Source organism: Paraburkholderia solitsugae, from assembly GCF_013177695.1.
GTDB lineage: Bacteria > Pseudomonadota > Gammaproteobacteria > Burkholderiales > Burkholderiaceae > Paraburkholderia > Paraburkholderia solitsugae.
This window is the reverse complement of sequence record NZ_WOEY01000006.1, coordinates 26300-44839: the sequence shown is the minus strand read 5'-3', so window position 1 is coordinate 44839 and position 18540 is coordinate 26300. Positions and strand designations below refer to the sequence as shown.

Below are 18540 nucleotides of genomic sequence, written 5' to 3'. Positions count from 1 at the left end.
GCTATGCGCGCTTACGCCGCGGCAACGCAACCGGGCATCGGCACGAAGGACGATGAAGTGCGCGCGGTCGTCACCCAGGACAGTGACGGTCATGCGCTCAACGGTGCAAACCGCTACGTGATTCACTTCGCACCGAACCAGTTGCCGCCGGTGCGCGGCTTCTGGTCGATCACCGCCTATACGAAAGACGGCGCGTTAGGGGAAAGCGCGCCGGCGCGTCTGGCGGTCGGCGATCGCAACGGCGCGCGCCGCAATCGCGACGGCTCGCTCGATGTGACAGTGTCGTCGACGCGCGGCAAGAGCGGCAACTGGCTGCCGGCGCCCCGCACCGATCTGCAACTGATGCTGCGTCTGTACGCGCCGAAGCCGGAAGCGACCGATGGCAGCTGGCAACCGCCGGCGGTGATGCGTCAGTGAAGTTCGCCAATGAAATGCCTCAGTGAAGTGCGCCTGTGTAGTGCGACAGTGAAGCGCGTCAGCGATATGCGTCACTGCTGTGACAGCAATGCATGAGTAACGCATAAGTCAGCCCTATGTCCGCCGCTTTGTGCCGGCGGACATAGGGCGCCGCAGCGTGAAACAATGTGTAAGTCGCGGCTTACATTTATATCCCGCGTAAGATTCACCACTTATACTGCCGCTTGCGGGATTTTCATTTCGCGGCGGGCTTGCCGCCGCATTACCCAAGACCGAGCATGGCAAGCCTCAATAAAGCATCAATCGCCTCTTCCATGCAGACCATGCGCAATGTCGCGCAGTCACGCCGCACCCGGCGTGTCATCACGAGTCTGCTGATCTTCCTCGTATTGTTCGGTCTGCTGGGCTTTTTCGCGGCGCCGCCGTTGATTCGCCACATTGCCGAGCAGCAACTCAGCAAGCAACTCGACCGGCCTGCCACGATCAGCCGCATTGCGCTTAATCCCTACACGCTTAAACTCGAAGCCGATCGCGTGCATATTGGCGAGCGGGGTGGCGCGGGCGATTTTGTCGATATTTCGCGGCTCATTGTGAAGGCGTCATGGAGTTCGCTGTTTCGCGCGGCGCCGATTATCGATGAGGTGCAACTCGATTCGCCACGCTTTCATATCGTTCGCTACGATGCGCAGCGCTTTAATTTCACCGACCTGATCGAGAAATTCTCGAAGCAGCCGGCCAAACCCGATAGCAAGCCGACACTGTTCTCGGTCTCGAACATTCGTTTGGAAAACGGCCAGATCACGTTCGACGACAAATTGCTCGGCGCAATCCACGTGATCGATCAATGGAAGCTCGGCATTCCGTTTATCGCGACGCTGCCTTCGAAAACCGACATCTTTGTGGAGCCGTTGCTGCGTGCGCGCATCGACGGCAGTCCGCTTGCCATTGACGGTACGACCAAGCCGTTTGCTGCGTCGCGCGAATCGGAAGTGTCACTGCGCTTCGACGGGCTCGACGTGCCCCAGCTCTTGTCCTACGCGCCGGCCAAGCTGCCGGTGATTGTGCAGAGCGGCAAGCTGTCCACCGATCTCAAGCTCAACTTCGTGATGGCCAACGACGCGCCGTCGTTGCGCGTGGCGGGCACCGTCGATTTGAACGACGTGGACGTGCGCGATCAGAGCAAGGCGCCGTTCTTTGCGGCGCACGCGGTGCATGTCGCTGCCGCGACGCTGGAGCCGTTGAAGAGCCTGTATCACTTCGACGATATCCGCATCGACGCGCCAAGCGCCAATCTTGCGCGTGATAAAGAAGGTGTGTTGAGTGTTGAGCGGATGTTCTCGACTGCGCCCGCGGTGGAGGCTTCTGCCTCTGCGCCGGCCTCCGCCGCGGCCACAACGGCTGAAAACGCAGCGAGCGCACCCGCCGTGGCACCCGGAGCAACCGCCACGGAGAAGACCGCACAGCCTCTGGACCTGTCGATCAAGCGTTTCGCGATCAACGACGGCACCGTGAAAGTTCACGATGAAGCCGCCTCGCGTCCGGTCGACCTTGGCCTGCAAAAACTGGCCGTCACGCTGACCGATTTCTCGACGCTCGCTCCCGCTCCCGCGCACTACACGCTTAATACCGGTTTCAAGGACGCCGCCGGCTCGCTCGGCGTGGCCGGTGCGTTCGGTCTTGTCGCGAAGACCGCCAACGCAAAGCTCGATCTGAAGTCGCTGCCATTGCCGCTGCTGCAGCCTTACCTCGACACGGCGACGGCGGCGCAAGTCGTCGACGGCGCGCTTTCCGCCAACGCGAACGTCGACGCGAACTGGTCGAAGTCGCCGGCCGCTGTCATGGTCAGCGATACGCAACTGGATTTGCAGTCGCTCAAACTCGCGGCGCGTGGCAGCAAGACGCCGGCGATCTCGCTCGCGCAAGGCCAGGTGACGATCAAGCAGGTGGACGTGGCGGGACGCACTGCCGATATCACCGGTGTCGACACGACCGGCTTGATGGTCAATGCGCAGCGTCTGAAGGACGGCAGCATCGACCTCGCCGCGCTCGCCGGTCCGCATCAGGCCGAGCAGCAGCGCACGGCGATCCACGCGGCGAAGAAAGCGGAGGCGGAAGGGCCCGCGTGGCACTACAAGATCGGCGAACTCAGCCTGAAAGACGCGACCGCGAATTTCACCGATAACACCACGCCGAATCCGGTGAAGCTGAGCGTGACGCCGCTGCAGTTGAAGGTGCAGCAGATCAGCGACGATCTGAGTAAGCCGCTGCCGGTCGATCTGCAAGCGACGCTTAACAAGAAGGGCACGCTCGGCATAAAAGGCGATGTCACGGCGACGCCGCTCAAGGTGGCCGTCAAGGTGAACGCGGACCGCCTGGATGCGGCGGCTTTCGAACCGTACTTCGGCAGCAAGCTGAATGCGCTGATCGCGAGCGCGTTGCTGAACGCGAACGGCGACCTCGCGCTGAGTCAGACGAAGGCGCTCAAAGCGACGTACCGCGGCGACGTGGCGCTCGTCGACGTGCGGATGATCGACAAGGCGACCTCGGACCCGTTCGCGGGTTGGGCTTCGCTCGCGCTGACTAACCTGAAGGCCGACTATGACGAACACGGCACGGCGGTCGACGCCGGCCGCGTCACGTTCACGAAGTTCTATGGGCGTGTGCTGCTAGATGCGCAAGGCAAGCTGAATCTCAAGGACGTGGTCGCGCATGAAAGCGGCGCCGCGCAATCGCTGACACGCGACAAGAGCGGCGGCCACGAGCCTGTGCCCTTGACGCCGCAGGCTGCATCGGCACCCGAACTGGCTTCGGCGCCGGTACCGGCGTCGTCGGCGACGCCGGCCACGGTCACCGCCGCCACGCCGCCGCAAAGCCCCGTCAAACTGCACTTCGGCCAACTGGTGCTGCAACAGGGCCGCGTGACGTACACCGACAACTTCATCAAGCCGAACTTCACCGCGAACCTGGTTGGCATTCAAGGTACGGTCGGCGCGTTCGGCACCCAATCGACCACACCCGCGCCCGTGGACATCGCCGCGAAACTGGCCGCCAATGGTCCGCTGTCGATTCGCGGTACGGTCAATCCGCTGATCGCGAAGCCGGCACTCGATTTGACTGCGAGCGCGCACGATATCGAACTCACGAATCTCACGCCCTATTCGGCGAAATACGCCGGCTATCCGATCACCAAGGGCAAGCTGAATGTCGATCTGCACTACAAGCTCGATAACGATCAGTTGAACGCGAACAATCATATTTTCATCGACCAACTCACGTTCGGCGATCACGTCGAGAACAATACGGCGACCAAGCTGCCGGTGCGTCTCGCGATCTCGCTGCTGAAAAACTCGCGCGGTGAAATCGACGTGAATCTGCCGGTGTCGGGGTCGTTGTCGAATCCGGAGTTCAGCGTCGGCGGGCTCATCTGGCATGCCGTGCTCAACCTCCTGGAGAAGGCTGTGACCGCGCCGTTCTCGCTGATTGCCAATGCATTCGGCGGCGGTGGCGAGGAATTGGGCTATGTCGAATTCGATCCGGGTTCGGCGACACTTTCGGACGCTGCCGACAAGAAGCTCGACACCATCGTGAAAGCGCTGGCCGACAAGAGTTCGATCCGTATCGATCTGATTGGCCGTGTCGATCCGGCGGTCGACGGGCCGGGCCTGCGTGCTCAATACGTCGAACGCGAGGTCAAGCAGCAGAAGATCAAGGACGTGGTGGGCAATGGCGAGAGCGTCGATCTGTCAACCGTTACTGTTGATCCGAAGGAATACGACAAGTACCTGACCAAGGCCTACAAGGCAGCCGACTTCAAGAAACCACGCAATTTTGTCGGCTTGACCAAGAGCCTGCCGGACGACGAGATGAAGGCCGCGATGGCCGCCGACGCGCCGATCGACGACGCTAGCTTGCGTCAGCTTGCGCAACAACGGGCGCAAGCCGTGCAGCAGTATTTCGAAGGCAAGATCGACAGCAGCCGTGTGTTTGTCGTCGCGCCGAAGCTGAACGCAGACGGCATCAAGGACAAGGGTGCGACGACGCGGGTGGACTTCGGCTTGAAGTGATGCGTTGAGGACGCACGGTGCTACCTGCCTGCCAGGGCGCCGGCGGCGTGTGATTAAGCGGCGCGCGTCGGCTTTTTCGTCAACACCGTCTGCTCGATCACGCGCGCGAGCGTGTCGAATGCCGGGCCGATCTTCTCGTTCGCCACGCAGGCGTATCCCAGCAGCAACCCGCGTCGCGCGGGCTTCTCGCTGCTGTAGTAGGCGGCGAGCGGCCGCACGATTACACCGGCATCGAAAGCGGCTGCCGTGACCGCGCGATCGTTGGCATGGTCAGGCAGGCCGAGCACCAGATGCAGGCCGGCTTCGTCGCCCATTACCGGAAGTTCGTTGCCGAAACGCGCGGTGATCGCGTCGATCAGAATCTGCCGGCGCTCGCCGTAGAGCGCACGCATACGGCGAACATGCGACGTGAGATGGCCGTCCATGATGAAGTCGGTCATTACGGCCTGCTGCATCAATTGCCCCTCGCGATACAACTCCGCGACGCCCGTGCGGAACGTATCCACCAGATGCTCCGGCGCGATCATGTAGCCGATCCGCAAACCTGGAAACAGCATCTTCCCTAAGCTACCTACGTAGATCACCTGGCCGGCGTCGTCGAGTCCTTGCAGCGACGCGAGTGGGCGGCTGCCGTAGCGGAATTCGCTGTCGTAGTCGTCCTCGATGATCCAGACGTTGTGCTGGCGGGCGTATTCGAGCAGCGTGCGGCGGCGCGCGAGACTCATTACCATGCCGAGCGGATATTGATGCGACGGCGTGACGAGCGCGAGACGCGGTGGCTGTTGCAAATCCTGTTCGCGTGGGTTGAGGCCTTCGGCATCAACCGGCACGGGTACCAACGTGATCCCCGACGATTGCAGCACGCTGCGCGCGCCCCAATAGCATGGCTCTTCTACCCACGCGCGATCGCCGACGTCGGTCAATAGACGCACCGCCAGATCGATCGATTGATGAATACCCGTCGTGATGATGATCTGATCGGGCGTGCAATTCACTGAGCGTGCGACACGCAGGTAATCGGACAACGCGCGCCTCAAAGGCCGATAGCCACCGCCGGGCGCATAGGTCAGGAGATCGGGATTGGCCTCCTTCCACAATCTTGCCTGCAAGCGGCTCCATGTGCGCGCAGGAAATTCGGCGACGTCCGGCACGCCTGGCATGAACGCGCCCCACTGTTTGGCGGATACGCCGGCCTGATCGATGAGCCTGCGTCCGCGCGTGGAAAGGTCGCCGAGATCGCGTTTGGGCGGCTTCACGGTTTCGGCGGCCTGATTGGCACTGTCCACATCGACGCTCGCCACCAGCGAACCCTTACGCGTATTCACTGCTGCCGTGTCCGGCCGCGTGTCGGCAACATAGGTGCCACTGCCGGTGGTCGAGATCACATAGCCTTCGGCGGTCAACTGATCGTAGACGTGCAGCACCGTATTGCGCGCGATGCCGAGGTCTTCGGCGAGCGTGCGCGAACTCGGCAACTTGGTGCCAGGCGGCAGCTGGCCGGTCAGGATGGCCTGCTGCATCAGCCGCAACGTCTGTCTGTAGACCGGTTCGGCGGCGGCGCGGTCGAGCCGCGCGGCAAGCCAATCCGACAAGATCACGGTGTCCAAGTGGTTCTATCCGGAATAATGAAATGGTTCCATATTGTAGAACCGTAAGGGTCTATAGTGGGCCACGCAATTGACACAATCCCGCTGTTTTGCAGGGGGAGCCGGCCGGACCGCAGAGGAGACCAGGGCATGAAAACCGATGACGTGATCGTCAGCTTTCGAGGTGTGCGCAAGACGTACGACGGCGAAACGCTGGTCGTGAAACAACTCGATCTGGATATCTATCAGGGCGAATTCCTGACGCTGCTCGGACCTTCGGGATCAGGGAAAACCACGTGTCTGATGATGCTGGCCGGCTTTGAATTTCCCACCGGCGGCGAGATCTGGCTCGACGGCACGCTGCTCAATACCGTGCCGCCGCACAAGCGCAACATTGGCATGGTGTTTCAGAACTACGCGCTGTTTCCGCATTTGACGGTCGAGCAGAACGTCGCGTATCCGCTCACGGTACGCAAACTTTCCGCGGAAGAGCGCGCCCATCGCACGAATAACGCACTGAAGATGGTGCGCATGGGGAGCTTCGCGAAGCGTTATCCGGCGCAGCTTTCCGGCGGCCAGCAGCAACGTATTGCCTTGGCGCGGGCGCTCGTGTTCGAGCCGAAGCTCGTGCTGATGGACGAGCCGCTCGGCGCACTCGACAAGCAGTTGCGCGAACACATGCAGTACGAACTGAAATCCTTGCACGAGAAGCTCGGCGTCACTTTCGTGTACGTCACGCACGATCAGGGCGAAGCGCTGACCATGTCTGACCGCGTTGCCGTGTTCGACAAAGGCATCGTGCAGCAACTCGATACCGTAGACCGTCTGTACGAATCGCCGTGCAACGAGTTCGTCGCGAACTTCATTGGCGACAGCAACAAGCTGCGCGGCACGATCGCGAACGTCGACGGTGAGTACTGCGAGTTTCATCTGATCGACGGCACGCGACTCACGGGACGCAATATCGGCGGCGCGCGGGCGGGCACGCCGGCAGTCGCGTGTATCCGGCCTGAGCGTATGAAGCTTGCCAACGGCGTGTCACGGCCCGGCGCCAATGCACTCAGCGGCGAGGCACGCGGGCTAATCTATTTCGGCGACCACGTGCGTATGCGTTGTGGCCTGCCGGAGCAGGACGAGTGCTTCGTCAAGGTGCCGCTCGGCACCGACGCACTCGAATCCTTCGCGCCCGGTGCGCCTGTCGCGCTGGAGTTTGCGCCTGAGCATTTGCGGATATTTGCGGGGGCGTGAGCCCGTGTGAAGTCGTGTCAGGCGTGGGTAGTTGAACGCATGAAAGAAGCAGTTCACGTGAGCAGCACATAAAAAGCCGCACCGTACTAAGCTGAAAGTCGAAAGCACACCACCAAAGGAGAGCAACACACCATGAGCAAGATCGGGAAATCGCGCTGCGCCATCGCTGTCGGTGCTGTAGCGCTCGCGCTGGGCGCCGCGCAGGTCAATGCAGCTGAACTGACAGTCGTCAATTTCGGCGGCGCGAATGGCGACGCGCAAAAGGTCGCATTTAACCAGCCGTTCGAAACGCAAACCAGCAACAAGGTGACCGCGGTCGAATACAACGGTGAGCAGGCCAAAATAAAGGCGATGGTCGAAGCGAAGCATGTGAACTGGGACGTGGTGGAAGTCGAATCGGGCGACATTGGCCGCGGCTGTGACGAAGGGCTGTTCGAGAAGCTCGACTGGTCGAAAATCGGCAAGAAGTCGGATCTGATTCCGGAAGCACCGCAGACCTGCGGCGTGGGTTTCTTCGTGTGGTCGACGGCACTTGCCTATAACGCCGACAAGCTGAAAACCGCGCCGACCGGCTGGGCCGATTTCTGGGACGTGAAGAAATTCCCGGGCAAGCGTGCGATGCGCAAGGGTGCGCGTTACAACCTCGAATTCGCGTTGATGGCCGACGGCGTGCCGCCGAAGGACGTCTACAAGGTGCTTGCCACCAAGGAAGGTCAGGATCGTGCGTTCAAGAAGCTCGACGAACTGAAGCCGAACATCCAGTGGTGGGAAGCGGGCGCGCAACCGCCGCAATTCCTGGTTGCGGGTGACGTGGTGATGTCCACCGCGTACAACGGCCGTATCGATGCCGCGCAGAAGGAAGGGAAGAACCTCAAGGTGGTGTGGAACGGCAGCATCTACGACCTCGACTACTGGGCGATTCCGAAGGGCACACCGAACAAGGCGCTGGCTGAGAAGTACATCGCGTATTCGCTTTCGTCGAAGCCGCAGCAGGACTACGCGCACAACATCGCGTACGGTCCGGTGAATTTGGCGGCCATCAAGGCGCTCGATCCCAAGACGTTGGCGAATTTGCCGAACTCGCCGGCTAACGGTAAGAACGCCGTGCTGCAGAACCTCTCGTTCTGGACCGACCATGGTGATGAGCTGGAGCAACGTTTTTCGTCTTGGGCTTCGAAGTAATTAGCCGGGTGTGAGAAGGCGCGGTTCGATTAAGTCGAGTTGCGCTTTGACGAAGCAACGCAAGGCGCGCGCATGTCGGTCCGATGTGCGCGCGGTATGAGGCATGGGACCGGAGTAAGTGCTCTGCATGGGACCAGCGTAACGCGCTAAAGCGCGAACTCTGGTCGACAGCTGAAGCGCTAACTCCAGTCGACAGCTTTGCATGGGACTGGAGTAAGTGCTCTGCATGGGACCAGCGTAACGCGCTAAAGCGCGAACTCTGGTCGACAGCTAAAGCGCTAACTCCAGTCGACAGCTTTGCATGGGACTGGAGTAAGTGCTAAAGCGCTAACTCCAGTCGACAAAGGAGACGGATGTGACTACGATGACGATCGCCGACGATTCGACGCTTGAGTCGAGTGTTCGACTCAAGCGAGAACTGAAGGCCGCGGAAGCGAAGAAGCGCGCGATGGCGCTGCTGCTGATTGCACCGCTCGCCATCTTTCTGCTGCTGATTTTTGTCGTGCCGATCGGTGCGTTGCTGACGCGCGCCGCACAGAATCCGGAAGTGGTCAATGCATTGCCGCATACACTGAGTGCGTTGAGCGGGTGGGATCGCAAGACGCCGCCGCCTGACGCCGCGTATGCCGCATTGGCTGTGGACCTCACTGCCGTCGCCGATAGCGATGGCATGGGCGCGCTGGCACGTCGCTTGAACGTCGAGATTCCCGGTTACCGCTCGCTGGTAGCGAAATCGGCGCGCGCGATGCCGTTCGCCGACGACAACAGCAAACCGCTGACACTCACCCCTGCGCAAATGCACGCCAAGTTCGTCGAGCTCGATGAACGCTGGAACGACATCACCTACTGGCAAGCAATTGCAAAGAATTCCGGCGCCTATTCGCCGTTCTATCTGCTTGCGTCTTTAGACCATAAACAGGACGCGTTCGGCCACATTATCCCGACCGATCCCGACCAACAGATTTATCTCCACGTGTTCAGCCGCACCTTTGTGATCGGCGCGGCCGTGACGTTCTTCGCGCTGCTGCTCGGCTATCCGCTCGCTTACTGGATCTCGACGCTCTCCGACCGTCGCGCGAATCTGGTGATGATCCTCGTGCTGATTCCGTTCTGGACGTCGATCCTCGTGCGTGTTGCCGCGTGGATCGTGATTTTGCAAAGCGAGGGCCTGGTGAACAAGGCGCTGATGGCCACCGGGCTATTGCATGATCCGCTGTCGCTGCTGTTCAACCGCACGGGCGTGTACATCTCGATGACGCACATTCTGCTGCCGTTCATGATCTTGCCGCTGTACAGCGTGATGAAGTCGATTCCGCCGACCTATCAGCGCGCCGCGATCTCGCTCGGCAGTCATCCGTTCGCCGCGTTCTGGCGCGTGTATGTGCCGCAGACTTATCCGGGCATCGGCGCGGGTGCGTTGCTGGTGTTCATTCTGGCGATCGGCTACTACATCACGCCGGCCTTGCTCGGCGGACCGAACGATCAGATGGTCAGCTACTACGTCGCGTACTTCACCAACGTGACGATCAACTGGGGTATGGCCTGTGCACTCGGCGGATTGCTGCTCGCCGCGACGCTCGTGCTGTATGTCATCTATGGACGCTTTACGCGTTCGTCCCTGAGCCTCGGCTGATCGCCTGAACGGAGCTTACTCGCGATGAAACTTGCCAAGCCCTTGTTTGCGCCGCATACGTCCTTGACTGAACGCGTGTGGTATTTCGCGCTGCGCGCGCTGGCCGTGCTCACGCTGCTATATCTGATCCTGCCGGTGCTGGCGATCGTGCCGCTGTCGTTTTCTTCCAGCACGTTTCTGGTGTATCCGATTCCGGGCTGGTCGCTGCGCTGGTATGAGAACCTGATCGGATCCGATGAATGGCGCATGGCGGCGAAGAATAGTTTCATCGTCGCGCCCTCGGCGACGGTCGTGGCGACTGTACTCGGCACGCTGGCGGCAATCGGCCTGACCAAGGCGAACTTCCGCGGCAAGGCGCTGCTCATGGCGATTCTGATTTCGCCGATGATCGTGCCGGTGGTGGTGGTCGGCGTCGGCATGTATCTGTTTTTTGCGCCGCTTGGGCTGGCGAACACCTATATCGGGCTGATTCTCGCGCATGCGTCGCTGGGCGTGCCGTTTGTGGTGACGACGGTGGCGGCGACGTTGCAAGGCTTCAATTACAACCTGGTGCGTGCGAGTTTGTCGCTGGGTGCGAATCCGGTGAAGACGTTCTTTCGCATCACGTTGCCAGTGATTGCGCCGGGGGTGATTTCGGGCGCGCTGTTCGCGTTTGCTACTTCGTTTGACGAAGTGGTCGTGACGCTATTCCTGGCTGGAGCGGATCAGACAACCTTGCCGCGCCAGATGTTTACCGGTATTCGCGAGAACATCAGCCCGACTATCGCGGCGCTGGCGACGATTTTGATTGTGTTTTCGACGTGTCTGTTGCTCGCGTTGGAATGGCTGCGCGGGAGGAATGCGGCGCGGGCGGTGGCGGCGTAGCGGCAGTGCGGTGAAGTGGGATGGCTACGACGTTGAAGTCGCCGTAGCCTGCGACCCGCCACTCAGTGACTGAAGTAACGCAGTCGTATCGGATGGGATCGCTACGGCGTTGAAGTCGCAGTAGCCTGCCACCCGCCTCCCAGCGACTGAAACAAAGCAGCCGTATCGGCGAACCGGTCGGCCTGTGCGCGAGTGCGGTCTAGCGCGGTTTGCAACACCTGACGCTGCGTGTCGAGCAGGCCGAACTGACTGACGCCGCCCGCCGAGTACTGCGCCTGTGCGATAAGCCGGCTCGCTTGCGCCTGCTGGGCGGCATCATCGCGAGCCTGCAGTTCGTGGGCATCGTTTTGCAGTGCCGTCAGCGTGTCAGCAACCTGCTGCAACGCCTGCAGCACCGTCTGCTGATAGTCGGCGAGCGCTGCATCGTAAGCTGCCTGCGCCGAACGCTTCTTCGCGCGCAATTCACCGCCGCGGAAAATCGGTTGGGTGAGATTCAGGCCGAAATTCCAGATATTCAGCCCACTGACCACGTCCTGGATGTTCGTGCGTTCCGAACCGATCCCAGCCGAAATGGAAAACTGCGGATACAGATTCGCCGTCGCCACGCCGACATTCGCGCTCGCCTGATGCAACAACGCTTCCGATGCACGGATATCAGGCCGTTCGCGAGCGAGCGTCGATGGCAACGTGAGCGGCAATGTCTCTGGCAGACGCAGCGAATCGAGCGTCAGGTCGGCGAAGTCCGCCTTCGAGGGCGGCATGCCAAGCAGGATCGCAAGTTGATGTTCGGTCTGCGCAAGTTGTGTCGCGAGTGGCGGCAACGACGCACGCGTCTGCGCGAGCAGCGTGCGCTGGCTGCGCACGTCGAGTTGCGAGACGCCGCCTGCCGCAAGCCGTCCTTCGGTGATCTTGAGTTGCTGCGCCTGGGTGTCCGCAAGGCGCTGCGTCAAGGCGATCTGCTGCTTTAAAGACGCGCGTCGAATCGCAGTCGAAACCACATTGCCCGCGAGCGAGAGCCGCGCCGCTTCGAATTCGAACGACTGATAGTCGACTTGCGCCATGAGCGCTTCCAGCGCCCAGCGATTGCCGCCGAAAATATCGAGCGTATACGACACGCTCACCGACGCGTTGTAAAGCGTAAACGGCCCCTGATTGGGCACGTTCGGAATGCCGAACGCCGCGATATCGACTCGCTGCCGTACGCCGGATACGGTCGCATCGACTGCCGGGAATGCGGTCGCGCCGAATTGTGCGTTGTAGTTTTCGCGCGCCTCGATCAGCTTTGCACGGGCTTGCGTGAGCGAGGGGCTGTGTTGCAGGGCCAGCTCGACGAGACGGTTGAGCGCATCGGATTGAAACTGCTTCCACCACATCGGCGTCGCATGCTCAGCTGCGACAAATGTCTGCGATGCGCCAGCGACACCGCTGGCCGCGACGGTCACAGCGGGTTGCGCTTCATGGGCATAGGTTTGCGTGTCTGGCGCCGCCGGTGGCTGAAAATCCGGCCCCACCGCGCAACCGCACAGCGCGACGACGGATAAGAAAGCGAGCGGTTTCATCGACCGACCCTCCTAATCGAGCGTGCGCCGGTAGAAACGCAGCGCGATGCCCATCACGACGACCATGAACAGCGCCACGGGCCACACCGACGGCCACAGATCGGCCCAGCCGTTTCCTTTGAGCAGGATGCCGCGAACCAGCCTGTTGAAATAGGTGAGCGGTAGCAGATTGCCGATGAATTGCGCCCAGCGTGGCATGCCCGCAAACGGGAACATGAAACCGGATAGCAGCAGACTCGGCAGAAAATAGAACACGGTGAGTTGCATCGCCTGCAACTGATTCTGTGCAATCGACGAAAGCGTGATGCCGACCGTCAGATTCGCTGCGATAAACAGCAACGCAGCGAGATAGATCGCCAGCAGGCTGCCGGCAAATGGCACCCCGAACACGAAGCGTGCCGCAGTCAGAATGATCGATGCCTGCACCAGCCCGATCATCACGTAAGGCACGATCTTGCCGGTCATCACTTCGATCGGCAGCACGGGCGTGGCGAGCAGGTTTTCCATCGTGCCGCGCTCGCGTTCGCGCGTGATCGCGAGGCCAGTCATCATCACCATCGTCATGGTCAGGATCACACCCATCAGGCCCGGCACGACGTTGTATTGCGTGATGCCTTCGGGGTTGTAGAGGCGGTGCACCTGGACGTCGAAAGCGGCCGGGGAGCCGTTCAGATGGGCGAGCGGCCCGGTGATGTCCTTGTCCGCGACCGGCTGCACGAGGCCCGGGAGCGCTGCCAGCGCGGTGTTCGTCGCGGTGGGGTCGGTCGCATCGGCTTCGACCAGCAGCGAAGGGCGCTCACCGCGCAGCAGACGTTTCGAAAAATCCACTGGCACCGACAACACGAACTGCACCCGGCCTTGGGCAAGCGCGCGGCGGCCGGCCTCCTCATTGGGCAAGGTTTCGACGATGTCGAAATAGTCCGAGTTCTTCATCGCCGCGACGAAGCTGCGCGAAAACGTACTGTCGTCGCCGATGATGACAGCGGTTGGCAGATGCTTCGGGTCGGTGTTGATGGCGAAGCCGAACAGCGTGAGCTGAATGATCGGCAGGCCGACGATCATCGCGAACGTGATCCGGTCGCGCTTTAGCTGCAAAAACTCTTTGAGCACGATGCTCCACCAGCGCGACAGCGAGAACAGGACGCGCGTGCTCACGGTTGCGCTCCGTAGTTGTCGGTGGAGTGGCCCATCAGGTAGATGAACACGTCTTCAAGCCCGGTTTCGATGCGCTCGGCGCGCAGCGCGGTGCCCTCGATTGCGTGCCTGACGGCGGTTTCGAGCGCAGCATGGTCGATGCCGCTGACGTGCAGCGCTGAGCCGAACACGACAGTCTGGTCGACGCCGGGCGTCTTGCTTAACTGTTCCGACAATTTGCTCAGGTGTTCGCCGTAGATGGTCCAGGTCGCGAGATTTTGCGATTCAATTACGTCCTTCGAGGTGCCTTGCGCGAGCAGCTTGCCGTACGCAATGTACGCCAGCTTGTGACAACGCTCGGCTTCATCCATATAATGCGTACTGACAAGAACCGAAATGCCCTGCGCGGCGAGGCGATGCAACTCTTCCCAGAATTCGCGGCGTGCGTTCGGATCGACGCCTGCAGTCGGTTCGTCGAGCAACAGCAGCTGAGGCTCGTGCAGCATGCAGGCGGCAAGCGCAAGCCGCTGCTTCCAGCCGCCGGACAGCGCGCCGGTCAATTGATTCGAGCGGCTTTGCAGACCGAGCGATTCGAGCGAGCGGTCAACCGCTTCGCGTCGGTTCGTCATCTGATAGATGCGAGCGACGAAGTCGAGATTCTCGCGAATCGTCAGGTCGTCCCAATACGAGAAGCGTTGCGTCATGTAGCCGACGTTGCGTTTGATCTGAGCGCTCTCGCGCACGATGTCGTAACCGAGACAGGTGCCGCTGCCCGAATCCGGCGTGAGCAGTCCGCACATCAGACGGATCGAGGTGGTCTTTCCGCTGCCGTTCGGCCCGAGAAAGCCGAAAATTTCGCCACGCGCGACCTGCAACGTCACGTCGTTCACGACATGTTTATCGCCGAAGTGCTTGTTGAGCTTGTGCACGTCGATCGCGTATTGCGTGTATTGCGGCGCGGGCTGGTTCATTGCAGGCTCACCGCAACGGGTTGGCCGGGGTGCAGCTTGACTGCGTCGGCGACGGAGGGACGGCCTTCGACCATGAACACCAGCTTCGCGCGGTTTTCGTTGCTGTAGATCACCGGCGGCGTGTATTCGGCTTCGCTCGATATGTACGTGATTTTCGCTGGGACGTCGGCGGCGCAACCGTCGCAATGAATGGAAAGCGCACGGCCTGGGGCAAGCTTGCCGACCACGGTCTCCGGTACGAAGAAGCGGACTTTCACGTTCTGTGGTGGCAGCATCTGGACGACAGGATTGCCAGCTTGTACCCACTCGCCGACGCGATACAGCGTGTCGTAGACGAGTCCTTCCGCCGGTGCGTTGACGCGCTTCTGATCGAGCTTCCATTGCGCCTGTGCGACGGCAGCCTGGGCGGCTTCGACCTGCGCGTTCTGCGCGGTGATTTGTTGCGAACGGCCGGGGAGCAACGCGACATCCACCTGATTGCTGAGTTCGCGGACTTGCGCGGCGGTGGCGTCCGCGTTGGCGCGCGAATCGTCGAGTTGTGCTTTCGGAATGCCGCCCGCGCGGTACTGCGCCTCATCGCGCGTGAGTTGCAACGCTGCCTTGCGCGCATTGGCGACCGCTTGAGCGAGTTGCGCTTTGGTGACGTTCACTTCGGGACGGCGCTTGCCGGTCTGAATATCGGCTAGCTGTGCGCGTGCCGCGGCGAGTTGCTGTTGTGCCTGCTGCAAAGCGGCGGTCTCGTCCACGGATTCGAGCGTGAATAGCGGTGCGCTTGCGTCAATGGTTTGCCCTCGTGCGACCGCCAACTGCGTCAGCGTGCCGGACTGCGACGAGCCGAGATACACGAACTCACCTTCGACGTAGCCTTGATAGACGTTCTCGTCACGATGCGAGCAGGCTGCGAGGGTCATCGCCGCGAGCAGCAGACAAACGCCGGCGCTGAAAGGACGACTCATGACTGGCTCCCTCCGTCTTTGCGGTGGCGGCGTCCTGATGGAGGCTTCGGCTTCGGCTTCGGCTGCTGTGCCTGCGCTCGCACTTGTGCTTGCACCGATGCCGTATGTGGCACCGGCTGCATGCCGCCGATCAGCAGTGCGGTCACATGCCGGCGCAACACATCACGCCCGATGACGGGCAGACCTCGTGCGCTTTGCCAGATCTTTGCCGTGGCGAGCGGCAGCATCACGAGCGCCAGAATTGAGTTGAACAGCAACATGGCTTCCAGGTCGCCATTGACGACGCCGTTCTGCTGCGCGTGTGCAACACGACTGCCGAAGCGCTTGATGTTGTCGAACGGGATGCGCTGCATCATTCGTTCGCGCAACAGCCCGCCTTCGTTGACGATCTCCCGCAGCCAGAGCGGCGGCAACCAGGGCATGCGGTCCGTCACGTCAAAGAGGCGCGCGACGAATTCGTGAACCAGGGCGAACGGATCGCTCGCGGCGTCTTCAACGGCCGGGTGCCAGACGAATTCCGCCGCGGGGGCCATCCGCTCGTCGGCCACTGCATCAAGCAGCTTTTCGCGATTCGTGAAGTAGTAGTGGACTAGTGCCGATGTGACGCCCGCTTCGCTCGCGATCCGCGCGACCGTTGTGGCCGCGATGCCGCGTTCGGAAAAGAGCCGCGTCGCGGTGTCGAGCAGATGTTCGCGCACGTCGAAGTCCTCGACGGCCGGGCGGCGGCCGAGCGGCTTCGCGGGAGAACGTGTCGGGCTCATCAATTCAGATTAATTGATGAGTTAGTTAAATTCAAGACGGGCGTTGCTGTATGCGGTCCGCATTATCGACGGCCTGTCCGTCTGACAGAACTCTAGGAATCTTCCCATTCCATGCTGCTTTGCGCCTGTCCATACTCAAAACTTCTTAAAAGTGAATGCGTTCTTCGCAAGGACTCCATGAAATTTCAGTTAACGCTGCTGGCATGTGCGCTGGCTTTGTCGGGTTGCGCGGGGCAGGCCGCACGAGACCGGCTCGGTATCGAAGACCCGACCGTTCTGAAGACGGGCGTCGGCGTGACACAAGATGCGGCTGCTGGCGCGCCGACGTCCCAATGGCTCAGCACGTACGCACCGATCACGAGCGGCGGCGAGGCGCTTGCTGCCCTGCAACAGAAGCTGAACAAATTGCCCGGTGACAAGAACAGTTATTTCCGCGCGAAGGCTCAGTGCTGGATCGATGCCGGACAGCAGGAATGGCGTGCACATGACCAATGGGGCTTCGTCGAAGAAGCCATCGGCCAAGCCGCGATGATAACGATGAGCCTCGAAAATGACGCGCCGTTGTCCGCTGCTAATCCAGTTCTGCGCACCGTGTCGACAGTGCGTCCTGATCTGTGGAAAATCGTCAATACGATCAAGGGCGATCCCGCCTTCGCTCAGTGTCCCGAAGCTCAACAACCCCTTGCGTGCGCTAAAGTCGAACTGATGCACGCAGGGCATGATGCATGGGCGCGCAGGTTCCCCGCCGCTGAAAAGCGTTTGCCAGAAATACAGGATAACTTACGGAAGTCGGCGGAAACGGCGTTGCAATGCGCGCAAGCGAAGCAGGTGTCGGCAGAACCGGCGCGAGCACCGCAAAAGATTACGCTTCGAGCGGATTCCCTCTTCCGCTTTGATGGCGCTAGCGAGGCAGCAATTTTGCCTGCCGGCAAGAAACGCCTTGATGACGTGGTGACTGGCCTGAAGCAGGCTCCTGCTGTACATGAACTGAAGATCACGGGCTACACCGACCGTCTCGGCAGCGATGCTTACAACGAGCGGCTGTCTTTACAGCGTGCACGGACGGTCACGCAGTATCTGCGCGCTCGTGGTGTGACATTACCGATAACCGCGTTGGGTCAGGGCAGTGCGAATCAGGTGGTCGCTTGTCAGCAAACGAAGCGTGACGAACTGGTGCGATGTCTTGCGCCGAACCGGCGCGTGGAGATCGAATTCGCGGCTGCTGGCTCATAGCTTGCCCGTGCATCGGGAATGACTGTTGGTATCGACGGATGACGCCTTTGTTAAATCGGTCGACACTTCCGCTTATCAACGTCATTTCCTGGTGTTATCTCAGTTCATCAATCTCTTTTCCATTTAGCTTCCGGCCGGGAGGCGGGCAAGCTCGACCGGCAACATATTCGCAGTCTGAATTTTCCGATAGACAACGAGGTAGACTCCTTTGGCTCGAACGCCAATTCTTTGAACTTGTTATCGACAAGAGCCGGTGTGATAAGGGGAAGCTTTCATTAGGCATACAATATATGTCTACAATCTTGATTATTGATGACCACCCCGCATTTCGGATGGTTATCAAGATGCAGCTTATGCAACTGCTTGGCGTCGAGGAGGTGATCGAGGCCGATAACGGGCAAACGGCCGTTGAATTGGCCCGTCAGCACACGCCGAAACTTGCGATACTTGATCTCGATATTCCGCGGATCAGCGGGCTTGATGTCATCCCACGCCTCAAGCTTGCACATCCGTCAATGCGCATGCTGGTGTTGTCAGGCCAGGATCCCGTTACATTTGCGCCACGGGCAATGCGTTCCGGTGCACAAGGTTTCGTTGCCAAGTCGCAGGAAATGAAGGAGATCATGCGCGGCGTAGAGGCCGTGTTGGCTGGGTATACGGTGTTCCCCGTAATCTCGGGCGGCGGTGGGTTCTCGCCCAATGCCGGTGGCGAAAAAGAGGAAGACAAACTCACCCTGTTATCGGACAAGGAACTCGTGATTCTGCAGATGCTTTCGAAAGGTATGTCGAACAAGGCGATCGGAGACGCGCTGTTTATGAGCGACAAGACCGTAAGCACGTACAAGAGCCGTATCCAGGAAAAGCTTGGGCTGTCGTCGTTGGCCGCGCTAATCGAGTTCGCGACATTGCACCGACTGATCGACTGAGTTTTG

Annotated in this window: 14 protein-coding genes; 8 read left to right on the top strand and 6 right to left on the bottom strand. The window is 60.7% G+C overall.

The annotated features are described in order from the left end of the window. Together GNZ12_RS01090 and GNZ12_RS01085 are read left to right on the top strand one after the other, a co-directional pair. The coding region (locus tag GNZ12_RS01090; RefSeq protein WP_172308611.1) for a DUF1214 domain-containing protein at positions 1–417 on the top strand (417 nt) is incomplete at its 5' end. Positions 418–695: 278 nt separating this feature from the next. Next, positions 696–4481 (top strand): DUF748 domain-containing protein, encoded by a 3786-nt coding sequence (locus tag GNZ12_RS01085; RefSeq protein WP_172308610.1) that lies wholly within the window; start codon positions 696–698, stop codon positions 4479–4481. Between the two features lie 53 nt (positions 4482–4534). On the opposite strand, the gene pdxR is transcribed toward GNZ12_RS01085, so the two are convergent. After that, positions 4535–6088 (bottom strand): MocR-like pyridoxine biosynthesis transcription factor PdxR, encoded by a 1554-nt coding sequence (pdxR, locus tag GNZ12_RS01080; RefSeq protein WP_172308609.1) that lies wholly within the window; start codon positions 6086–6088, stop codon positions 4535–4537. Between the two features lie 129 nt (positions 6089–6217). Between pdxR and GNZ12_RS01075 the strand changes: the two genes are divergently transcribed. From GNZ12_RS01075 to GNZ12_RS01060, 4 genes are all read left to right on the top strand, one after another. Next, complete coding sequence (locus GNZ12_RS01075; RefSeq protein ID WP_172308608.1) at positions 6218–7315, top strand: ABC transporter ATP-binding protein; 1098 nt, start codon at positions 6218–6220, stop codon at positions 7313–7315. 132 nt (positions 7316–7447) lie between these two features. Then, on the top strand, positions 7448–8497 hold the full coding sequence (locus GNZ12_RS01070) for an ABC transporter substrate-binding protein (RefSeq protein WP_172308607.1): 1050 nt from the start codon (positions 7448–7450) through the stop codon (positions 8495–8497). Positions 8498–8861: 364 nt separating this feature from the next. Beyond that, positions 8862–10130, top strand: a complete 1269-nt coding sequence (locus GNZ12_RS01065; protein WP_172308614.1) for an ABC transporter permease — start codon at positions 8862–8864, stop codon at positions 10128–10130. A gap of 24 nt (positions 10131–10154) precedes the next feature. Then, a complete protein-coding gene (locus GNZ12_RS01060) occupies positions 10155–10994 on the top strand; it encodes an ABC transporter permease (protein WP_172308606.1) in 840 nt (279 codons plus the stop codon). 101 nt (positions 10995–11095) lie between these two features. On the opposite strand, the gene GNZ12_RS01055 is transcribed toward GNZ12_RS01060, so the two are convergent. From GNZ12_RS01055 to GNZ12_RS01035, 5 genes are read right to left on the bottom strand one after another with little or no spacing between them, the layout of a single operon-like run. After that, positions 11096–12553 (bottom strand): efflux transporter outer membrane subunit, encoded by a 1458-nt coding sequence (locus GNZ12_RS01055; protein WP_172308605.1) that lies wholly within the window; start codon positions 12551–12553, stop codon positions 11096–11098. Positions 12554–12565: 12 nt separating this feature from the next. Further along, entirely contained in the window at positions 12566–13708 is a 1143-nt protein-coding gene (locus tag GNZ12_RS01050) for an ABC transporter permease (protein WP_172308604.1), read from the bottom strand. Next, positions 13705–14658: an ABC transporter ATP-binding protein gene (locus GNZ12_RS01045; protein WP_172308603.1), complete on the bottom strand. Its 954-nt coding sequence runs from the start codon at positions 14656–14658 to the stop codon at positions 13705–13707. The genes GNZ12_RS01050 and GNZ12_RS01045 overlap by 4 nt, the downstream gene beginning before the upstream one ends. Then, positions 14655–15614 (bottom strand): HlyD family secretion protein, encoded by a 960-nt coding sequence (locus tag GNZ12_RS01040; RefSeq protein WP_172308602.1) that lies wholly within the window; start codon positions 15612–15614, stop codon positions 14655–14657. The genes GNZ12_RS01045 and GNZ12_RS01040 overlap by 4 nt, the downstream gene beginning before the upstream one ends. Next, the gene (locus tag GNZ12_RS01035; RefSeq protein WP_172308601.1) at positions 15611–16375 is read right to left on the bottom strand and encodes a TetR/AcrR family transcriptional regulator; all 765 of its coding nucleotides are present in this window, start codon (positions 16373–16375) and stop codon (positions 15611–15613) included. Before GNZ12_RS01035 ends, GNZ12_RS01040 begins: the two co-directional genes overlap by 4 nt. A 177-nt stretch (positions 16376–16552) precedes the next feature. Between GNZ12_RS01035 and GNZ12_RS01030 the strand changes: the two genes are divergently transcribed. Both GNZ12_RS01030 and GNZ12_RS01025 read left to right on the top strand, forming a co-directional pair. Beyond that, a complete protein-coding gene (locus GNZ12_RS01030; RefSeq protein ID WP_172308613.1) occupies positions 16553–17608 on the top strand; it encodes an OmpA family protein in 1056 nt (351 codons plus the stop codon). A 290-nt stretch (positions 17609–17898) separates the two neighbouring features. Next, positions 17899–18534, top strand: a complete 636-nt coding sequence (locus GNZ12_RS01025; protein ID WP_172308600.1) for a response regulator transcription factor — start codon at positions 17899–17901, stop codon at positions 18532–18534. Positions 18535–18540 lie beyond the last annotated feature (6 nt).

Coding starts and splice junctions, on each gene's coding strand:
- GNZ12_RS01085 (WP_172308610.1), top strand. CDS start 696: ATGGCAAGCCTCAATAAAGCATCAATCGCCTCTTCCATGCAGACCATG.
- GNZ12_RS01075 (WP_172308608.1), top strand. CDS start 6,218: ATGAAAACCGATGACGTGATCGTCAGCTTTCGAGGTGTGCGCAAGACG.
- GNZ12_RS01070 (WP_172308607.1), top strand. CDS start 7,448: ATGAGCAAGATCGGGAAATCGCGCTGCGCCATCGCTGTCGGTGCTGTA.
- GNZ12_RS01065 (WP_172308614.1), top strand. CDS start 8,862: ATGACGATCGCCGACGATTCGACGCTTGAGTCGAGTGTTCGACTCAAG.
- GNZ12_RS01060 (WP_172308606.1), top strand. CDS start 10,155: ATGAAACTTGCCAAGCCCTTGTTTGCGCCGCATACGTCCTTGACTGAA.
- GNZ12_RS01055 (WP_172308605.1), bottom strand. CDS start 12,553: ATGAAACCGCTCGCTTTCTTATCCGTCGTCGCGCTGTGCGGTTGCGCG.
- GNZ12_RS01045 (WP_172308603.1), bottom strand. CDS start 14,658: ATGAACCAGCCCGCGCCGCAATACACGCAATACGCGATCGACGTGCAC.
- GNZ12_RS01040 (WP_172308602.1), bottom strand. CDS start 15,614: ATGAGTCGTCCTTTCAGCGCCGGCGTTTGTCTGCTGCTCGCGGCGATG.
- GNZ12_RS01035 (WP_172308601.1), bottom strand. CDS start 16,375: ATGAGCCCGACACGTTCTCCCGCGAAGCCGCTCGGCCGCCGCCCGGCC.
- GNZ12_RS01030 (WP_172308613.1), top strand. CDS start 16,553: ATGAAATTTCAGTTAACGCTGCTGGCATGTGCGCTGGCTTTGTCGGGT.
- GNZ12_RS01025 (WP_172308600.1), top strand. CDS start 17,899: ATGTCTACAATCTTGATTATTGATGACCACCCCGCATTTCGGATGGTT.